Origin of the sequence: Quyinboa sediminis, from assembly GCF_042219855.1 — a bacterium.
Taxonomy (GTDB): Bacteria; Bacteroidota; Bacteroidia; order Bacteroidales; family UBA5342; genus JBHJHP01.
Map to the genome: position 1 here is coordinate 26,049 of NZ_JBHJHP010000006.1, position 19,879 is coordinate 45,927.

A 19,879-nucleotide genomic window follows, 5' to 3' on the forward strand; every position below is an offset into this window, starting at 1 on the left:
ATTTAATTCAGTTTAAAAATGAATAGTAAAGAAGTAAAGACAAAGGACGCTGTAAAACAGATCTTTACTGAATATCTTAAGAAAAAAGGTCATCGTAAAACACCTGAGAGATATGCTATTTTGGATAAGGTGTATTCTCATGAAGGCCATTTTGATATTGAGTCGCTCTATATTTACATGAAGAACAAAAATTACCGGGTTAGCAGAGCAACGCTTTACAATACAATTGATTTACTGCTGGATTGTAAACTCGTTGTCAAGCACCAGTTTGGGAAGAATATGGCTCAATATGAAAAGGCCTATAATATTGATCCTCATGACCATTTAATCTGTACAAATTGCGGATCTATAAAAGAACTGAAGGATCCTGAACTGCAGAAACAAATTACAAACAGATCGATTGACGATTTTCAGGTTTCACACTACTCGCTTTATATTTACGGGCTGTGTAAAGACTGTGCCGGGAAAAGTTGATAATTGTTAGCAATTATTCATTTCTTTTATCCACCATCTCATTGATTTATTCTATTTTTGAGAGTCGAAGCGGCATCTCACGGGATGATTATGTCTTTTGCGGATGTCTTCCATTTTTTGTTGTTTGATAAATATAAAAAACGAAAAGTATAATGAAAGTTGATGTTCTTTTAGGTCTGCAATGGGGTGATGAAGGTAAAGGTAAGGTAGTTGATGTTTTAACGCCCAAATACGATATCGTTGCACGTTTTCAGGGAGGACCTAATGCAGGTCATACGCTTGAATTTGATCACAGAAAATATGTGTTGCATACGATCCCTTCCGGAATTTTTCAGGGAGACAAGGTCAATATTATTGGTAATGGTGTCGTGATTGATCCTGCAATTTTTAAGCAGGAAATTGATGAGCTAAAGGCAAATGGACACGAAATTAAATCAAAACTTTTCATTTCAAAAAAGGCACATCTTATTCTGCCTACCCACAGGCTTCTTGATGCCGCGTACGAAAAAGCAAAGGGGAAGGACAAGATCGGTTCCACACTTAAAGGTATAGGCCCGACTTATACAGACAAGGTTAGCAGAAACGGACTCCGCGTAGGTGATATTTTTATCAACTTCGAAGAGAAATACAGCCGTTTAAAACAACGTCATATTGAAATTTTAAAAACGTACTTATACGATTATAGTTCTGAGCTTGAAAAATATGAAGCCGAATGGAGGAAGGGGATTGAGTTGATAAGTGCTTGCAATGTAGTTGACAGTGAGCAGTTTATTAATGATAATATCTTGTTGAAAAAATCTGTTTTGGCTGAAGGAGCCCAGGGAACTCTTCTTGATATTGATTTTGGTTCCTATCCGTTTGTAACGTCTTCAAATACGGTCTGTGCAGGTGCTTGTACAGGGCTGGGCGTAGCTCCGAATAAGATCGGAGAGGTTTTCGGTATTTTTAAGGCATACTGTACCCGGGTTGGAAGCGGACCATTTCCTACTGAATTGTTTGATGAAACAGGACAGATGTTACGTGACAAAGGCCACGAATACGGTGCAACAACCGGAAGACCAAGACGCTGTGGCTGGCTCGATCTTGTTGCACTCAGGTATAGTGTTATGATTAACGGTGTAACACAGCTTATCATGATGAAGAGTGATGTAATGGATGCTTTTGAGAATATAAAGATTGCTGTAGCCTATGAGCAGGACAACCAGGAGATCAAACACTTTCCCTATGAACTTACTGATGATGTAAAACCTGTTTTTAAGAATTTTAACGGTTGGCAAACCGATATGACCAAAATGACGGAAGAATCACAATTTCCTCTTCAATTTCAGGAATATCTGACGTTCATAGAAAATTACGTTGGGGTACCAATTAACATTGTTTCGGTAGGGCCCGACAGGAGTCAAACAATTGTACGATAGTGAATTGAGAGTTTTTATTTAAAATCATTATTAATAAAAGCACAAATCGCTGTTAACCTTCGATTAACAAATACCGCATTAAATTGAAAATATTAACAAAATTATAACATTCAATCCATAAAATAGTTATACTTTTGTCCCAGAGCATTTTTAACAAATGTTTACAGTTTGTTTGTTGGCCACTGAAAATTGAGAATTGAAATTTGTAGTATGCAGGATTTTACGCGCAGATTTTACATATTCAGTGGGTACAGAAAGGTCGTATTGATTGGGTTGCTTTTGACATTTATTCCTTCAATTAATACTTTTTCTCAGTCCAATGTTAGTCAGGAATCGTCAGATATTATCATTTATGGTGACGTCAGGATTTTTATTGACACATTGGAACAGCTTACTACCCATGGGTCATTGACTGGAATTAACGGTGCCGTGATAGAAAATCAGGGTTCGCTGGTGTTTGATATCAATGACGATTACCAGTCTGTTTATAATTATTCATCGGATAATTTCTTCACAGGTAACGGTAATTACTATTTTAGTGGTAATGCCGATTTCTATACCGGAGGTGATTTTGAAAACGCATTTTATAATTTATGGTTGAATAAAACAGAAGGTTCAAATCTTTTCCTGGAAAGTAATCTGAATGTTCGCAACAGGCTCTACCTTGAATCGGGTCATGTTGTAACCGGTGATAACAACCACATTGAAATAAGCAGCAGGGACAGCAGTTCTATCCATGTTGCAAATTTTGCCAGTATGGCAAACCAGTCTTATATTGAAGGAAATCTGAGAAGACATATTACATCAGGTACTGGTTACCATTTTCCTGTTGGACTGACCAATACCTATTATCCGGTAAGGATTGCAAATAGCATGGAAGGGGTGGAGTACCTTGATGTAACGTTTAGCGACCTTGTTCCTTTAACCGGAAAAGTTGACATACAGCAAGCCTTATATAACTTTAACGCATTAAACCAAACCGGAGCCTGGAAAATTACCGGTAATGCCAATCCTTCATCAGGCACGATGGATATTACAGCGTTTATTTTCGATTATATTGAGAAGCCACAGTTTGAAACCAATATGTTCGGTTTGGTTTATAACCGTGATCCGAAAGGCTATGAAGATGACTGGACACTTGAAGGTAAATTTGCACTTCCCGGATCATTGCCACGATTGGCAGAATCAGATTCAGCACAGTTGACTGGTACGAATAAAATGGGTTACTATACAATTGCTGTAGCCGATATAACCAAACTCATCAACTTTATCTCTCCGGGAGGAGACAGAGAAACCAGATTCATCATTCCATCTATAGAAAGGTATGAAAGCACAGAGCTTATTGTTTACAACGCGATGGGAAGGGAGATATTTAACGCGAAACCTTACAATAACGATCTCGACATGAAAGACTTTAAAGATGGTACTTATTACTACATCTTTAAATTTAACCGGAATGGAAAGCCGGGGGTCATCCAGTCGTTTATCGACGTGAAAAGAGTCTACTAGTGTAATGAAGAAACTACTATTAACCATATCACTTGTCATTTGCAGCCTGCTAGGATCTCTTGCCCAGACTCCACTGCAGTTTACACAGGTATTTAAAACACTTGAGTTTGTAAATCCTGCATATTCGGCATTTGAAGGATCCCTTTCCGGTAAAATGATGTACCGCTCCCAGTGGGCCGGGATGGACGGTGCGCCAAAAACAATGGGATTTACAGCCTATTCACCGCTTAGTAATTATAAACTGGGAGTCGGAATACAGGGGATAAATGTCAGTTCAGGAAATATGAACCTCAGTAATCTGGCAGCCACTTTTAATGTTGATTTAAGGGTTAATGAAACAGATTTCCTTGCTTTCGGCTTACAGGCTGGTGGCGAATACAGCTTTTTTGACAGGGATAAACTGATTAGTTATTACGATATCGATGCAACCAGCATCGGTGGTATGGGGTATGCGGCAATTGATCAGTACAGTTTTTTTAATCCCACATTCGGAACCGGTATAATCTATTACAATCCTAAGTTTTATGCCGGAATCAGTTCGTTTATGATGATCAACCAGAATAAGTTTGTTGCACAGGATTTTTACCAGGGCAGCTACCTTATGGCTGGTTTAACTCAGAATATAGGTTTAGACTGGTATTTAAAAGAGACGATGATGTACAAGTGGTTATACCGCGACCGTAACATCGGAGAACTCGGATTATACCTTATGTATAAAGATCTTTTCTGGGTAGGGACAAGTCACCGTTATCTTGAGTCTCAGTCTGTGATTATGGATGTCAAGCTTACGGAGACTCTGCGTATCGGTATGAGTTATGATATTCAGTTATCGCAACTAAAACGCTATACCTACGGTAGTTTTGAATTCAGACTGGAATACAGGGGATTCAGCAAATACCGCTATATGAACAGCAGGAAAAAACGATTTAATGAATTTTAAATTTGAGTAGCATGGGAAAAAAGACCTTTACTTTTTTTCTTTACATAGTATTATTCATAACTGTTGCCCAGGCTCAGGAGAAATATGTACAACGTGCAATGAAGTACGTTGAAAAAGGGAATGTAGAAAAAGCAAAAGCAATACTTAACCGTATTGACCTGGAGAACTCAGAATCGTATATAACGGATTACTATCTTGTAAAAGGTTACGTATACGATGCTGAAGATAAGGTTGACAGTGCAATGATTTGCTACCAGAAGGTTCTTGATAGCAGAAACATGAATGATATTCCCAATAAAGTAATTGTGGACTATGCTACATCACTTTATAACGGTGGTCGCTACGATGAAGCCATTGCATTTATTAATAAAGCAGATGAAGACCTCAATGATACGAAGTATCCGGTAATTCTTGACCGGATCAAAGAGAAAGCCGGCTGGGCCATCGACAACATGTATAATTATTCCTCAACACTGGGAAGAGATTCTATTGTTGACGTGGCTTTAGGATCCAATAAACTTGTTATTGATGTACCTCGTTTTGGTGCTGCATTTTATAATGACAGTCTGGTTTTTGCTTCATATACAAATTATAAAAAACCGGACAGATTGCAGGAGGAGGCCAATGAATATAACCAGATTCTTCAGGATTACCAGAGAACAAACACGGATCTTTATATTGCTTCGCTCAACGATGATTTTGAAAGCAGAAAATTATTTGCAAAAGATATTGCCTCGCTTGAAAACGAAGGCGCTCTGACATTCAGTAAAGATAATACTCAAATGTACTATACGCGTAATGTGTATAAAAAGGGTAAGGATCGGTATATGATCTATTTCGCCAAAAAAATTGGAAAGGACTGGGTTGATCAGGGACCACTGAATTTTAATTCCGAAGACTTTAATACCATGCAACCGGCCTATTCCCCTGATGGGAAAGGCATATATTTCGTATCGAATAATCCGGGTGGTTATGGAGGTTACGATATCTATTTTGCCGAAGGTTCAGGTGCAAACTTTAAAAAGCCAGTAAACCTGGGGCCTACCATTAACAGTGCAGATAATGAGATTTTTCCTTATATGCAGAATGATACCGTTATGATTTATTCATCTAACGGTCTGCTTGGTTTTGGTGGTTACGATATTTACTGGGTCGATTTGAACTCAAAAAACAGAATACCAAGAAACCTGTTACAACCGATCAACTCAAACAGCGATGATTATTGTATTGTAGGAAACAGGAATAATCCTGAACAGATGTTATTCTTTTCTGACAGGGATTTATCCATGGGAAATCTGGCGATGAACGTTCCGCATGATGATGTTTCGGGTGAAGCACTGTCTTTTAAAATCAGTTTGTTGCCTCCCGGAAAAAAACTGACGGATGAACAACGGCAATTGCTTGCATCAGAAAACAGTTTGTTAAAAGATAAAGTAAAGGATAACGGATCTAAAAATGGTTCTGAAACCAGCGTTGCTGATGCTTCAGAACTGTTTGTTTTACTGGATGGAAACGGAGAGCCTTTGCTTGATGAAAGTGGTTTCCCGTTAATAGTGCCCAATGGAGTTTATAAATTAGGTGAAGACGGAAAAACTGTTGTTGATGCAAATGGGAATAAGATTCTCGGATATGATGGAAAACCGATCAGAACATTTGAAGGTGCTGTGGCATATAATGAGTCCGGAAATCTGATAACCGCTGATGCATCAGACTTTTTCGATTCTGTTATTGATCCATCTTATTTGAGTGCCGGTAATTTAGTGTTGCTTGATGAAAACGGAAAACCTGTAAATGATATTAATGGCAATCCGATTATCCTTTCTGACGGGACATACGCTGTAGGAAAAGATGGTCACACATTGCTTGATAATAATGGATACCCGGTTCTGGGAGCCGATGGTAAACCGGTATCTTTACCGAATGATGCTGTAGCATTAAACGATGATAAAACCATTGTAACAGCTGATGCATCTCAGTTCTTCGGAAAAGGCGATCAGGGCTTACCGGTTACAGAAACTTCCGGATTTGCAAGCCTTTATTTCGACCTGAACAGCAGCAGCCTGTCTGACGAAGCCAAGCAAAACCTGATGATGGTGGCAGAATACCTGAAGGCTAAAAAGGCAATGAAACTTGTAATATCCGGTAATGCCGGACTCCGGGGAAATGAATCCTATAACCTTGTAATATCAGCATACCGCGCATATCAGGCTTATGAGTTCATGACAGAAACACTCGGTTTATCAGACCAGAGCATTCTGCTGGAAGCAAATGGTAAATACTTCCCGACAGTAAAAACATTTGATATAGAAAAAGGGCTTGAAAACAGAAGAGTGGATCTGAAAGCACAGTGGGCTGAACCAAATAAAGGATTAAAAGTGCGGTTTAAAATTACAAGTAAACCCCGGGAAGAACTGTTGACAAACCTGATGGATCTCTATCTGGAACAGCATCCTGATGTGGATTACCTTTACCGCGTGAAAAACAATGAGGGCTTATTCAGAGTAGCGATGAATCATAGTCTGGATACATCAGCTCTGAAACAGATAAACCATTTGGGAAAAAGGGATTACCTGCTGAGTAAGGAAGTGATTTTCGTGAAAGAGCATAGTGAAGCATTAAAAGATATGGTATTTGATGTAAGGGTTAAAACACTGTATTACGTACCAAAAGACGTGGATGTTCAGGTTATTGCTGACAAGTTTAATGTGAGTGCAGATGAATTGAAACGCATTAATAAATTGAAGGATGGTGAGCAGATTAAAGCAAGATCCAGACTGATAATACCTATTAATAATTGAATAACAGAAAAAGAAGATATATGAAACGGCTGGTTTTTATATTGTTTGCATTGCTACCTGTTTTAACTGCTTTCGGTCAGGAAGGTGTTTTAATCGGGAAAAAAGAAGGAACTCCCAATAAGTATGCAAAACTTGAGATTTACTCCACAAACAGTGGTTTGCTGGTTCCAAGAATGACAACCGAAGAGCGTCTGGCTATCAATCCCGATGAATCTGCTTTGAGTTTGCTGGTTTTTGATACAACGGATAGCACATACTTTTTTTATAACGGTGCTGAATGGGAAAAGATGAGTGCCAACAGGGACATCGTTCTTTTAACCAGTCAGATGGATACTCTGCGTATACGCCTGGAAGAATCACTGGATAGTTTAGGAACCTTATTGATTGATACACTGGAATCACGATTGCCCAGAGCTGAAATGGTGGATTCAATGAGTCAGCTCAATGCCAGCGGAGATAATAATGGTGATGTAACGGTAGTGGAAGATAACGGTGAAGGATACCGGGAGACATTTGTCTGGTCAGATACAAACGGTGACGGGGTTGCTGATACCTGGGTTGGAGTTACAATTCGTCCAAGAGCTTCAGGTTATGCTGTTTACTGGTTTCAGGATGATGGGGTTAATTCACTGAATTCTGCAGATTTCACCTCAGATAAAGAAGTAGCAACCGGGTCCGATAATTTCAGCGGTTCCGGTTATGCCATTGCAAAACCATATGACGGATATTATGTACTTGCTTTCCCATCCGTATGGGGAAGACCGGAATTTTATCTGAATGGAAATGCGGTTTTTGACGGTATTTCAAAACAGTTGGTGGTTATCGATGGCGTACAATACCAGGCATGGTCATTATATGTTCGGATACCGACCACATATACCGGTCCCGATCTGGTATTAACAGCAGTTAAGTAAAGAATTTAGAAGATTAATGAAATAAGTATATCATGAAAAAATGTAGCGTTTTATTGCTCCTTTTTCTCCTGTCGACATTCGCAACTTTCGCTCAGGAAACCTATTTAAATACTACACTCCGTAAGCAGGCGTGGAGTGATTTACCGGTAATTTATGTGAACGAGGCAAAAGGTGGTTTACAGACCTTACAGATCGATCTTGATGGTCTGGCAGCATCTGAAGTGAACGACACACTGAATGCCCTGATTTTACCAAATTTCAGGGAGGAAGGAATGGTAGTGGTGGTCACTGACGGAACCGGAAATTCACGGTTTTTCCAATTGCTTTTACCGGATAGCTGGCGAGAAGTATTTATTATAACAAGCTGGCAGTCAGGTGTTAATTATATTCCGGGTCAACCCATATTGCATAACGGAAACCTGTTTATTGCAAAAGATACAGTGTCAGGAGTGGAACCATTGGTTGATACCAACTGGAAAGCATCATGGGCCAACCTTGGTGGTCTGGATTCCACAGATCTGGATTTTGCTTTGAAGAATCTCGGTAATCTTGAGGATGTTGCGATTAATCAGGATTTAACGCCGAATCAGACCGATACGCTGGATCTGGGTTCAGCACTTGAACGATGGAGCAATTTTTACCTGGCAGATACTTTGTTTTTAGGTCAGGATACTGCAGCTGATATCGCTGTGATTTCTGACTGGACTGAAGGAGATACACTGAACAGCACTACGTTAAGTTCAGTCGGATATACTCATAAAGCCATTAAAGAAGGTGGTAACGAAGTGGCATTCCTTTACGGAGCCAAACCTGTTACACGTACCGGTTTACCCGGTGTAACCGGACAATCGATGGATGTCAATAACCTGGAGGATTTTCTGAAGAAAATATTTTTCCCGGTGACCAGTCCCAAAATCCTGTCATACAATTACAATGGAGTGGTGACTGCCGGCAACTATTCATACCAGAATGAGGATGCACAGGGATTATTAGCCGATGTGGTGGGATCAATAAATGTTCCTTTTTCAACCTGGAGTGTGAATGGTTTTGATTTTAATTATGAAGTGGAAAACAGAAGTGTACGTCCAACAGATTCCAGTGAAGATACACCGATTGACAGCGTGGTTATCTATAGTGGTTCTACCCGTCTGGATCAGAATGTCCATGGTGTGCTGGATGCTACAGTGACAGGTTCATTTAATTTTGACCGCAATGCATTTGTAGTTGATACAAACAGTATAAGTACGAATGTATTAACATTAACGGTTTACGATGCATACCCCAATGCTGTTCCACTGAACCTGAATGTAAGCTTTCAGCCTGCTTTGGGTGTACTGGTAAATTCTGCGGAAGTAACAGCTAACGGAGCAACTGCCAGGTATACAACAGCAGAAGGTAACGGTGCGGTGGCTACACCCTATTTAGTTGAGCGTACCGGTGCTGATATTGACCTGGATCTTTACTGGACTTTTAATGAAAGAGATGATGCAGGTCAGATTACTGATGTTGAATTTGAAACAAATGGCGGGCCATCCACACCGGCTACGATTTCAGGAACGAATATTACCACACAACGTGAAAACCTGATCATACCAAACGATCATTTAACAGCTTTCCGTTACAGGGTACGTGCCCGTGGTGCTGTGGCTAACGATTTCAGTCCGTATACCAACACTGTGTATTACCAGTTGATGGACGGAAGTTATGCCGGATTTCTACCATCAGATGTACTGCCAACCGAAGCACAGGTTGAAGGTTTACAGGACAAGCGCATGAACAATTCACAATACTATGAGCCACTTAACGGTATAACCTTAACGAACGGAACCGGAGGTTCTGGTTTCTTTGCCTGGGCTATTCCTACCTATGTGGATGGCGCTCAACCGGCACCAACAACGTTTGCAGCACCAACACCTTTTTACGAAGCTGCCGGTACCTGGTATATCAACGGTAACGTCAATACCTATTTTGTGAAGTTAATTCCATCAGGTGGAGGAAACGGATCATGGTACTGGGTGTGTGTTTACAAGGCTTCTGTTGCTAACGGAGGTAACATCAAAGTAAAATTACAATAATAATCATAAACGAATGACGATCATGAAACAAATGAATTTAAAGAATAAGCTGCGGTTATTTACAGCCATATTCGTCATCCTGTTTTCTTTAAACGGAAATGCACAGGTGGTAATGCCTGACCAGTTACAACCCGGTGACTCATGGGGGCTTATTGATGTCAATAACCTCTATGGTGGTTTTATGCAGGTTGCAGATTACAATGCTTTATTAAACATTGATGTGCAGTTTGTAAAAAAAGGCATGGTAGTAATCGTTTATGACTACGATGGAATAAATGCAAATGGTATCGATACACGTTCTTTCATGTTCCTTCCCGCAGCCGGAACCTGGAATTACACATCGCCATTTGATATTCCCGCAGCGAATCAAAACGATGTTGTGGCTCCTGAAAACTGGGTGGAAGTCAGTATTCGCCCGGTAGCCGGTGTAAGCCAGATTGATACTGTATCTGTCAAAGCACTGATTTTTGATGGCGATACAATAAGAGGGTTTAGTACAGATCCCAGCTTTGCAAATGCAACAGATTCTCTTTTCCCTTCACAGCTGGCGGTTTCATTATATGTTGATTCTTTGATGACGGACCTGAAGCAGTATGGCGTTTTTGATACAATTGTTGTTGATACGGCATTCATTAATGGTTTGGCTGTTAACTATTTTTCTCTGAATAACAGATATATCACAGATATTTCAAATGACTCAACCTTAACGGGTGCAGACTCGTTAAAGCTGATTACAGAATACTCGGTTCAGACAAGGATCGATTCTGTTCTGGCGTACGTAAACGGACAGTTTTCCGCTCTGAGCCAGAATATGATTGAAGATACACAGGATGGAGAATCCATGGTAAAAGTTACGGACGGAGATTCTGTTATTGTACGTGTAGCTAACGATACAGCTATAGTGGTGGATCAGAACCGTAATGTCACCTTCAATAACTCCAACCTGATTATTAATGGCGATTCTTTAAATGCTGTAGCAGATAAGGGTGAAACTTTTGCAAATGAAGCTGATTCCGCCAAAGCGGTGACTTCACTGGCTACGGTAGACAGCATGATCGTTGAGGGTGGTAACAATATCAATTTTGCATTCGGAACCAAAACCATTACCCGCGCCGGTTGGGATGGCGTTACAGGGGCACAGATGAATGTGGATAATCTGGAAGACTTTCTTAAAAAACTCTTCTTTCCTGTTTCCTCTCCCCTGATTCAGTTTTTTGGAATCAATGGTGAAAGCAATACTGCATTGTATTCCTACCAGACCGAAGATGCCGTTTCTAAAGTGGTTACGAACCATGTTGGAACAGCAACCGTACCCTACAGTAACTGGAATGGGGCCACCAACTATACCCTGGGTTACAATGTATATAACAGAAGTGTGAATGACGAAAGTGACGATACTGCTCTTGATAGTATTGTATGGTTACTGAACGGTGTTAGACAGGGAGTGGTTGCTGTTGGGAACCTGAATTCAAATAACTCCGGAACACTTACACTGAATAAAGCGGACTTAAATGTCAATGCTACCGGAACCAGCACCAATAATCTTGAAGTAAAAGCTTATGATGCTTATCCTAACATGAGCTCAATCAGCTGGATTTTAAATACAAGTGCTGCTCTTCAGTCGCTGGTTCAGAACAACATAACAATTACACATCCGGCATCGGAAGGGAGTAATCCATATCTGATTGAACGGAACGGTGCAACCCAGACATTTACAGTTTCTTACAATGTGGATGCAAGAGATGAAACGGTTACCGATGTTGTTTATACTCCTTACGGAGGTATTACTGCACCAACCAATGAAACAGGTCTTACAATTACCGGAAACGGTGTGGCAAGAACAACAACCATTGATGTGGCTAACACAAACCTGAGTGTTGTTCAGTTAGGAGTTCAGGTTCGCGGCAATATTTATAACACTGCAAGTGCAGAACAGCGTTCGCCAACAATTCAACTGGCCGACAGAGGTTATGTTGGTTACCTGACAAACGCACAGCGTCTTGATATTTCAAATCAGGGTGCAACAATAGCAGCGTTCTCAAATGCAAGCTGTTTGATGAATTACCAGTTTAAAACCACAAATGGTGTGACATTAGCAAACGGAACCGGAGAAACGGCTTATCTGTGCTTTGCCTTACCTGTTTCCAAAGAGTCAACAGGAAAATCATATAAAATTCAGACTTATGACCTCGGGGTATGGAGTGATGTAACCACAGGTCAGGTTGTGTATGACATAACTACAAACGGTGCTACTGTTTCGTATTATGTGGTTTATATTAATTCAGGAACTGCTAATACCAGCGATGGAGGAACTGTGCAGGCAAGAATAATTGAAAATTAATAGTTGAAATAAAAATATTTTGGAGATGAAAACTTTTAAAACCGGATTAATAACAAAATGTCTGCTCTTTATAGGGTTAGTCTTTTTGCCGGCCTTAACGAATGGCCAGATTAAGCTGTCGCAATCGATGAGCCCGGGAGGTACTTTTGGTTTGGTTGATGTGAACGAACTGAAAGGGGGTTTCATGATGGTTGATAACCTGGAACAAAGGGATTCAATTTTTATGAACCGTACCAAAAGAGGTTTAATGGTCGTTGTTATTGATGCCAATGATGTTCAGGTCGGGGATCAGACAAAAACATACATGTTTCTGCCTTCCGAAAATCCGGCTGACTACAGCGACGGGGGTAAGATCTGGAATACATATGATGAATATTCTGTTCATATGGTGAGCCAGTTCATGAGCAAATACAGTCTTAATCCCTGGGTTGAAGTTTCCCTGGGTTTAAAAGATCCTGATGGTCCTGGTATCGATACAATTTTCATCTCCACATCATTCATCGATACTATTTATTCCAATACAGGTGACACTTTGTTCCTTATGGATAAGGTAAAAACAGATTCATTGTATGCCGATTATCTGAACTTATCCGGTGTTCAGATTCTTGGAATATCAACCGACGAAACATTTGCCAATGCCAGCAACGACAGTCTGGTAACACAACTGGCAATAAAAACTTATGTACAGAACGAATTGGCAAACCTGAGTAATAATGCCAATATCTCTAATCTGAGCGTGGATACACTGACTGCAGATACCGCTTTTATTTCAAGACTGTTAAATAATACACTGGTTTCTGATTCTATTAATGTAGATACGTTGATTGCATTGTATTCCACCATTGATACAGCTTCTATTAATAAGGTAAGTGTAAATTATTTTACCCTGAATGGTTATTGGGTAGGATCTGTTTCAAATGATACATTATTTACCTCTGCTGATTCAACCGCACTGATAACAGAATTTGCTGTTCAGAACCGTATCGATTCTGTTATGGTTTACGTGAACGATCAGTTTAGTAACCTGAGCCAGAATTCTATTGAGAACCCGCTTAACAGTGCGACAAAAATTGTGGTCAACGAAAACGACTCACTTGTATTTACAGTAAACGGCGATACCGCCATGGTTATTAATCCTGACGGCACAGTTGTGGCAGATACCCTTGCTGTTCAGCAGTTAACATTAAGCGGTGATACCATTACCGGCATTTCAACGGATGTGAATCTTGGCGGAATTGCCGCCAGCAATGACAGCCTGTCAACTCAGCTTGCTGTTAAAACATATGTGGACAGTGAGATCGCAAAACTCTCCGGTAGCACAACAACAGATACGTTAAGAGCTAATGTAGGATATATCAACCAGGCCAACCTTGATACTCTGATGGCAGACACGGCATATATCGCAGAATTAAAAGCTGATACCCTTGTTGCTGACCGGGCAGAGATCGATACCTTATATATGGATGGTGATACCATTTTCAGCATCGCCAAAACAGGGGATACTGTTTCTGATTCGGTACAGGATAATACATTGGTTACTGCAGGATATGTTAAGAACAATGCTTCTGCATTTCCTGACGGACTGAACCCGATTACCCGTGCAGGATGGTCCGGTGTTTCAGGTCAGGATCTGAACGCGGACAATGTGGTGGATTTCCTGAAAAAGGTCTTCTTCCCGGTTCCTGAACCGCAGATTTCCGATTTTCGCTATAATGCAACGTACCGTTCTTATGAAACGGCTTCGGGTGGAGATCCTAACGGGGCATTAACTGAAACCATCAGTCCAGCACTGCAAATCCCTTATGCAACATGGAAGAATAGTGCATTTACTCTTGCCTTGAATTATGATGTTGATAACAGGAGCGCACTTGATGCCAATATTACAACAACGAATATTGCGACTGTAAATTTGGCTTCATCTCCGGGGTCATTTAATCAGACCGATAACATCAACAACGCAAATGCCAATATAACAGGGTCGTTTACGGTAAACAAAGCAGATTTTGGAACACCTTCTGCAACAGTGGATAATAACTATACTTTCACGTTAACGGTGACAGATGATTATCCAAATGTCAATACCCTGACTTTCCCGGTATTGCTTAAAAATGCAGATCCGTTAACGATTTCATATTTCAGAATTAACGGCGGTAACGGGCCGGTTATCGTAGAGGGTGACGGAACAGATAGAACACCGGTGTTTTCGTGGAGCATAAATACCCAGGAAGATACAGTTACATCTATTACGTTGGTTCAGGAGCTTCCTTCAAGTGCAACCTATGCAACCGGTTCAACTTCTGCAACAGGTACATACAACCATACGATTACCGCACCTGCAGGCCAGGGTACCTATACTTACCGTTATGATTTAAGAGTTGGAAGTGAAGTGTTTGGTTCAAATGTAAATACAAATGTAAACAGACAATATATCATTACAGACCGGCATTTCTGGGGTTATGTATATCTGACCCAGAAACAGGCCATTGATGCCATGGCAAGCGGAACAGCGGTGGATTTATCAGCTTTCTTCCCTGATGCTCCCTCAAGGGGTGATCAGTTAAACAAAGACTGGGAAGGATCGCAACCGAATGCAGGTATTGCCTCCGGGGCATCTGTTGGTGATGGTATTGCATTTTCAACAACTACCTCAGGCGATGTTTATGCATGTATTGCCATCCCCAGAACTACAGGTTCTGTTGAATTGCATCAGTGGGATGATTTAAATAAATATTGGGTTGATCAGTCAGGTGTGGTGGCAAAACCGGTAACCTATACTGTTGGATCTTTAACTAAAAACTATTGGTTGGTATACAGTACTACAGCATTTTCCAATACTGCAGCACCAATCTTCCGTGTAGTAGAAAAATAAGAATAACGATAGCTTTAAGATTATGAAAGCAAAAGCATTAGGAAAGATTTTTATTGTTTTAAGTTTACTGTTCGTTGGCGCAGGCACCGCCAGTGCACAGTTTGTGTTTCAAAACTACTTGAAACCTTCATCCTCAACATTCCCTATTGTGGATCAGGATCATATTAAAGGGGGGTACCATGTTCTGGACAGTTGGGCCCAGCTTAATGATGGTTCCGATATTGCAGGATTACATAAATCAAAAAGGGAAGTTGGTATGATCGTGGTAATTCTCGATGAAGGAAAGACTTATGTTTTGGTGAGTCTGGGGCTTGATCCGGAAGATCCTACCGATGACATCTGGCAGGAAGTAATTTCCACAACGGTTTATCGGAATTTTCTTCCGTATAAAGCAGGATTTTTGGCCGTACACGAGAATAACCTGTATATCTGTACCGCCGATTTTGTAGGATTATCCAATTATGTGGGCCAACCTCTGCCGTCAACAAACTGGGTAAATTTAGGCGGGGGATCCGGTGGTGATTTCGCCTTAAAAGATCTTTCCAATGTTGACAGAGCAAGTGTGGTTGATACCTTGATTGCAGCGAATGCCATTGCAGATACAGCCATACAGAACTTTGCTGTAACAACAAATAAACTTGCAACCAATGCAGTAACAGGTGCCAAATTAAATAATGCTGTTGCTGGTTCCGGTTTGTTATTCGATAATCTTCATAATCTTAAAGTCGCAGTTGACAGCAACACTATCGTATTCAAAAATGACAGTTTAAGCATTAATAATGGAAGTATACAGACTGAAAAACTGAGATCGAACTCAGGAACAGCTCTTAGTAACGGTACTGCCGGTCAGGTTCTTTCCTCTGACGGATCCGGAAACTTTCAATGGTTAAATTCGAGCAGTCTGTCTGTTAATCCTGATAATCTTAACCTGGGTAACGACAGTATTTTTGTGGGAAGCAGTTCAAAAGCTACCCAGATGATCGTTGGTGGTGATATGAATCTGTCTGTAGTCAACGGAGATTCTGCTGTCTTTACCATCGAAAATAACAGTGTGAATCTGGCTAAACTGGATCAGGCTAACATTTCAATCGCTGATCTGGCTGCTGCCAATGCTACTGTAGATATGAACGGAAATAAAATCGTTAATGTGGCAAATCCACTGGATAGTGCTGATGCAGCTAATTTTTATACCGTTAAAAAGCAGATTAATGATTCAATACTATCAAGGTTAAACGATAACAGTTCTTCATATGCACAATGGTGGAGTGCTGGAAAAATGCAGGATACACTGGCAGATTACCCTGTGATTTACTCTACAGGAAAAATCAGTAGTGCTGTGATCCCTTCACTTTCAATAAATACAACATACGTGGTTTCTGATTTGTATCAGATCCGGCTTCTGGACACAAACCTTGATACCATTATATATCGTGGCGATATTGCTATTGATACGACAAACAGTACTTCATATATGTTTATCGGTTACCAGGACGGATTGAACGATACCCTGGAATACGGACAACATATTGACTCACTTTCAGTTTCGGGTAACCTTTGGGTTCCCATATCATTTGGTAACGTAATTTCTGTAAACGGACAACAGGGTATAGTCAACGTTGATATCAATGACATGCCTTTAGCTCAGGCTGAGATAGACTCAAAAGAAGATGCATTGGGCAATCCCGCTACTAACGGAGAAGTTCTCACATCAACAAGTACCGGAGCGAGATCATGGAAGACCATAGGCAGTCTGTTGAGCTCAACAACAATGGATAACCTTGGTGATGTGACTGATTACACCGGAGCCGGTGACAGTACAATTCTTGTGTATGACGGAACCAACTGGCAGGCGGTAAAACTATCCGGAGACGTGGTTATTGGCAATTCAGGAACAACTGAAATTACCGAAGATGCCGTAGAACTGGGAACAAACACCACCGGTAATTATGTAAGATCGGTTAATGACCTTGTAGCAGATGGATTAAAGGTAACGGGTAATGGAGAAGGTGGCGATTTGAGTATACAGCTTAACGTTGATGATTCAACCCTTACTATAATTGACGATACCGTCCGCCTGATGAATGGTGCCGTAAGAGCATCGAATATGAAAGCCATATCCGGATCGCTTGGAAACGGTACTGATGGACAGGTTCTGAGTTCAGATGGTTTGGGTGGTTTTGAATGGATGAATGCAAGTGCTCTTTCTGTGAATCCGAATAATATTACCCTGGATTCAGCAAATATCCTGATTGGTAATGCTTCTGATCTGGCACAGGCACAGGCTTTAAGTGGCGATGCTTCAATTGATCATAACGGCGTTCTTACAATTTCGGACGGCGCCGTTACAAAAGCTAAACTTGCATCAGATGCTGTTGACAGCGTGCGTATTATTGATGGTTCTGTTACGTCATCGGATATTAAAAACGGAACAATTACCGCTCTGGATATTGCCGATGACGGTGTAAGCGCAGCAAAAATTGATGCGGGTATTGCAGGAGCTGGTCTGAAGAAAAATACTGGTAACGATTCTGTTTATGTTTCTACAGACGATGTTACACTTGAAGTCGTAAATGATCAGGTAAGAATTAAAGATGACGCTGTTACATCAGCTAAAATCAGTGACAGATCAATTTCAGGAATTGATATCAGTCAACTGGGCGCAACTGCAAATCAGCAGCTGACATGGGATGGATTTAACTGGGTAGCCAGAACGGATTCCGCAATTTACACCGGATTCCAGGACACAATTGGTCTGGATGCAACGACAGTTCAGAGAGCAATTGAAAAAGTTTATGGTGCTGCAAATGCAGTGAATACCTCTATCCTTGATAAAGTAAAAGCTGACAGCATTTACTTTGAAACAGCCCTGGATGCAGACAGCATAGCCATATGGAATAAGCGTTATACTGATTCACTGGCAACCGTTGCAGTCTTATCAGCCCAACGTGCCTTACTCTTTGCCAAACTTACCGGCGATAGTCTCTATTTTGAAACTATGATGGATCAGGACAGCCTGTACTTTGAATCACAGATGGATCTTGACAGTGCATATTTAGCCGGTTTGATAAACACAGGTAATTCAGATCTTTTATCAAAAATAAATGCAGACAGTACTGCAATCTGGAACAAAATATATTCCGATTCTGTATCAGCTGCTGCAACACTTGCCTTACAACGTGCCCTGTTGTTTGCAAAACTGACAGCAGACAGCATGTATTATGAGGCTCAAATGGATATTGACAGTACCTATTTTGATGGTCTAATCAATACCGGTTCGGCAACGTTGCTTGCTAAGATAGCAGCCGACAGTACCTATTTTGAAGCACAACTTGATGCCGACAGCACAGCGTTGCAGGCAGAACTGGATGCTACACAGGCCGGTTCAGGACTGGGAACAGATGGCAGCTATACAGCAAACGGATCAACCAGTTATATAGGTGGTGCAACAACGCTTAAAGGCGCAGACGATCTTCTGGATGCAGCCATCAGGGTAAATGCAGACTCGGTAGCTAACTACGCAGCTTACTTTGCCTCACAGTCGGACAGCAATCAGGTTTACCGCGACAGTATCAATGCACTGAGCGCAGCCGTTGCAGCTGCAGGAACAGACAACACAGTCCTTCAGGGCGAAGTTGATGCGACACAGGCCGGTGCCGGTCTTGGAGCCAATGGAACATATAGTGTCAACAGTACGGCAAACTATATCAATGGAGCCAGCAGCCTTGTAAATGCAGATGATTTACTGGATGCAGCCATTAAAGTGAACAACGATTCAGTATTGAACTACGCAACATATATCAGTGCCCTGCAGGACAGCGGACTGGTTTACAGGGACAGCATCAATAATCTGAGTGATTCAGTTCTGGCTTTACGCAATGATCTGAATGCATTTGATGCACTTCCGGTACAGGCAGGCTCAGCCAACCTGATGTTAACAACCGACGGAACAACAGCCAGCTGGGATTCAGTAAGAACCGTGGCCATTGCCAGAGGTAACGTAACGGCTTCAAAGTTAGCTGCAAATTCAGGATATCTACAGAATGGCATAGCAGGACAGGTCTTATCATCCAGTGGTAACGGTAACTTCTACTGGCAGGATGCCAGTTCACTTTCGGTTGACCCGAGCAGCCTCACACTACCTGATGGTCAGATTTATGTCGGAAATGCCAGTGATCAGGCTGAAGCACATGATATAACAGGCGATATCGCCATTTCAAATACCGGTGTTGTTAGTCTGAATGATACAATTTCTTCTATCAACGAATTATATGTTGGCGATTCACTCAGCACAACACAGCTGGAGGTTTCAGACAGTGCAGTTTTTAAAGGTGCAGTTGTTGTAGGCGGAACCGGAATCAATGGCATCACAACTTCCGTGAATGCCGGTGCAGATAATGACTCACTGGTGACCGCGGGTGCTGTAAAAACCTATGTTGATGCTGTAGCGACAAGTGCAGGCACAACACAGGCAGAACTGGATGCTACACAGAGTGGTGCCGGTCTTGCAGCCAACGGCGCTTACAGTGCCAACAGTTCAACAA

The 19,879-nt window shown here is 41.2% G+C and carries 10 protein-coding genes; all 10 read left to right on the plus strand.

Going from position 1 to position 19,879, the window contains the following annotated elements:
• The first annotated feature begins 18 nt into the window (after window positions 1-18).
• Entirely contained in the window at window positions 19-474 is a 456-nt protein-coding gene (locus tag ACE1EF_RS14625) for a Fur family transcriptional regulator (protein WP_375721425.1), read from the plus strand.
• A 152-nt stretch (window positions 475-626) separates the two neighbouring features.
• Window positions 627-1,892 carry an adenylosuccinate synthase gene (locus ACE1EF_RS14630; protein WP_375721426.1) on the plus strand — a complete coding sequence of 422 codons (1,266 nt, stop codon included), beginning with the start codon at window positions 627-629 and terminating at the stop codon, window positions 1,890-1,892.
• A 210-nt stretch (window positions 1,893-2,102) separates the two neighbouring features.
• Window positions 2,103-3,401, plus strand: coding sequence for a T9SS type B sorting domain-containing protein (locus tag ACE1EF_RS14635; RefSeq protein ID WP_375721427.1), 1,299 nt, complete (start codon window positions 2,103-2,105; stop codon window positions 3,399-3,401).
• A gap of 4 nt (window positions 3,402-3,405) precedes the next feature.
• Complete coding sequence (locus ACE1EF_RS14640; RefSeq protein ID WP_375721428.1) at window positions 3,406-4,341, plus strand: PorP/SprF family type IX secretion system membrane protein; 936 nt, start codon at window positions 3,406-3,408, stop codon at window positions 4,339-4,341.
• Between the two features lie 11 nt (window positions 4,342-4,352).
• On the plus strand, window positions 4,353-7,139 hold the full coding sequence (locus ACE1EF_RS14645; protein WP_375721429.1) for an OmpA family protein: 2,787 nt from the start codon (window positions 4,353-4,355) through the stop codon (window positions 7,137-7,139).
• A gap of 20 nt (window positions 7,140-7,159) precedes the next feature.
• Window positions 7,160-8,053 carry a hypothetical protein gene (locus ACE1EF_RS14650; RefSeq protein ID WP_375721430.1) on the plus strand — a complete coding sequence of 298 codons (894 nt, stop codon included), beginning with the start codon at window positions 7,160-7,162 and terminating at the stop codon, window positions 8,051-8,053.
• A gap of 32 nt (window positions 8,054-8,085) precedes the next feature.
• Window positions 8,086-10,128: a hypothetical protein gene (locus tag ACE1EF_RS14655; protein ID WP_375721431.1), complete on the plus strand. Its 2,043-nt coding sequence runs from the start codon at window positions 8,086-8,088 to the stop codon at window positions 10,126-10,128.
• Between the two features lie 22 nt (window positions 10,129-10,150).
• Window positions 10,151-12,469 (plus strand): hypothetical protein, encoded by a 2,319-nt coding sequence (locus ACE1EF_RS14660; RefSeq protein WP_375721432.1) that lies wholly within the window; start codon window positions 10,151-10,153, stop codon window positions 12,467-12,469.
• Window positions 12,470-12,494: 25 nt separating this feature from the next.
• Entirely contained in the window at window positions 12,495-15,338 is a 2,844-nt protein-coding gene (locus ACE1EF_RS14665; protein WP_375721433.1) for a hypothetical protein, read from the plus strand.
• A 22-nt stretch (window positions 15,339-15,360) separates the two neighbouring features.
• On the plus strand, window positions 15,361-19,879 hold a 4,519-nt coding region (locus tag ACE1EF_RS14670; RefSeq protein WP_375721434.1), incomplete at its 3' end, for a beta strand repeat-containing protein.

Excerpts from the sequence above, each read along its gene's own strand:
- ACE1EF_RS14630 (WP_375721426.1), top strand. The coding sequence starts at position 627 with ATGAAAGTTGATGTTCTTTTAGGTCTGCAATGGGGTGATGAAGGTAAA.
- ACE1EF_RS14660 (WP_375721432.1), top strand. The coding sequence starts at position 10,151 with ATGAAACAAATGAATTTAAAGAATAAGCTGCGGTTATTTACAGCCATA.
- ACE1EF_RS14625 (WP_375721425.1), top strand. The coding sequence starts at position 19 with ATGAATAGTAAAGAAGTAAAGACAAAGGACGCTGTAAAACAGATCTTT.
- ACE1EF_RS14635 (WP_375721427.1), top strand. The coding sequence starts at position 2,103 with ATGCAGGATTTTACGCGCAGATTTTACATATTCAGTGGGTACAGAAAG.
- ACE1EF_RS14645 (WP_375721429.1), top strand. The coding sequence starts at position 4,353 with ATGGGAAAAAAGACCTTTACTTTTTTTCTTTACATAGTATTATTCATA.
- ACE1EF_RS14650 (WP_375721430.1), top strand. The coding sequence starts at position 7,160 with ATGAAACGGCTGGTTTTTATATTGTTTGCATTGCTACCTGTTTTAACT.
- ACE1EF_RS14655 (WP_375721431.1), top strand. The coding sequence starts at position 8,086 with ATGAAAAAATGTAGCGTTTTATTGCTCCTTTTTCTCCTGTCGACATTC.
- ACE1EF_RS14640 (WP_375721428.1), top strand. The coding sequence starts at position 3,406 with ATGAAGAAACTACTATTAACCATATCACTTGTCATTTGCAGCCTGCTA.
- ACE1EF_RS14665 (WP_375721433.1), top strand. The coding sequence starts at position 12,495 with ATGAAAACTTTTAAAACCGGATTAATAACAAAATGTCTGCTCTTTATA.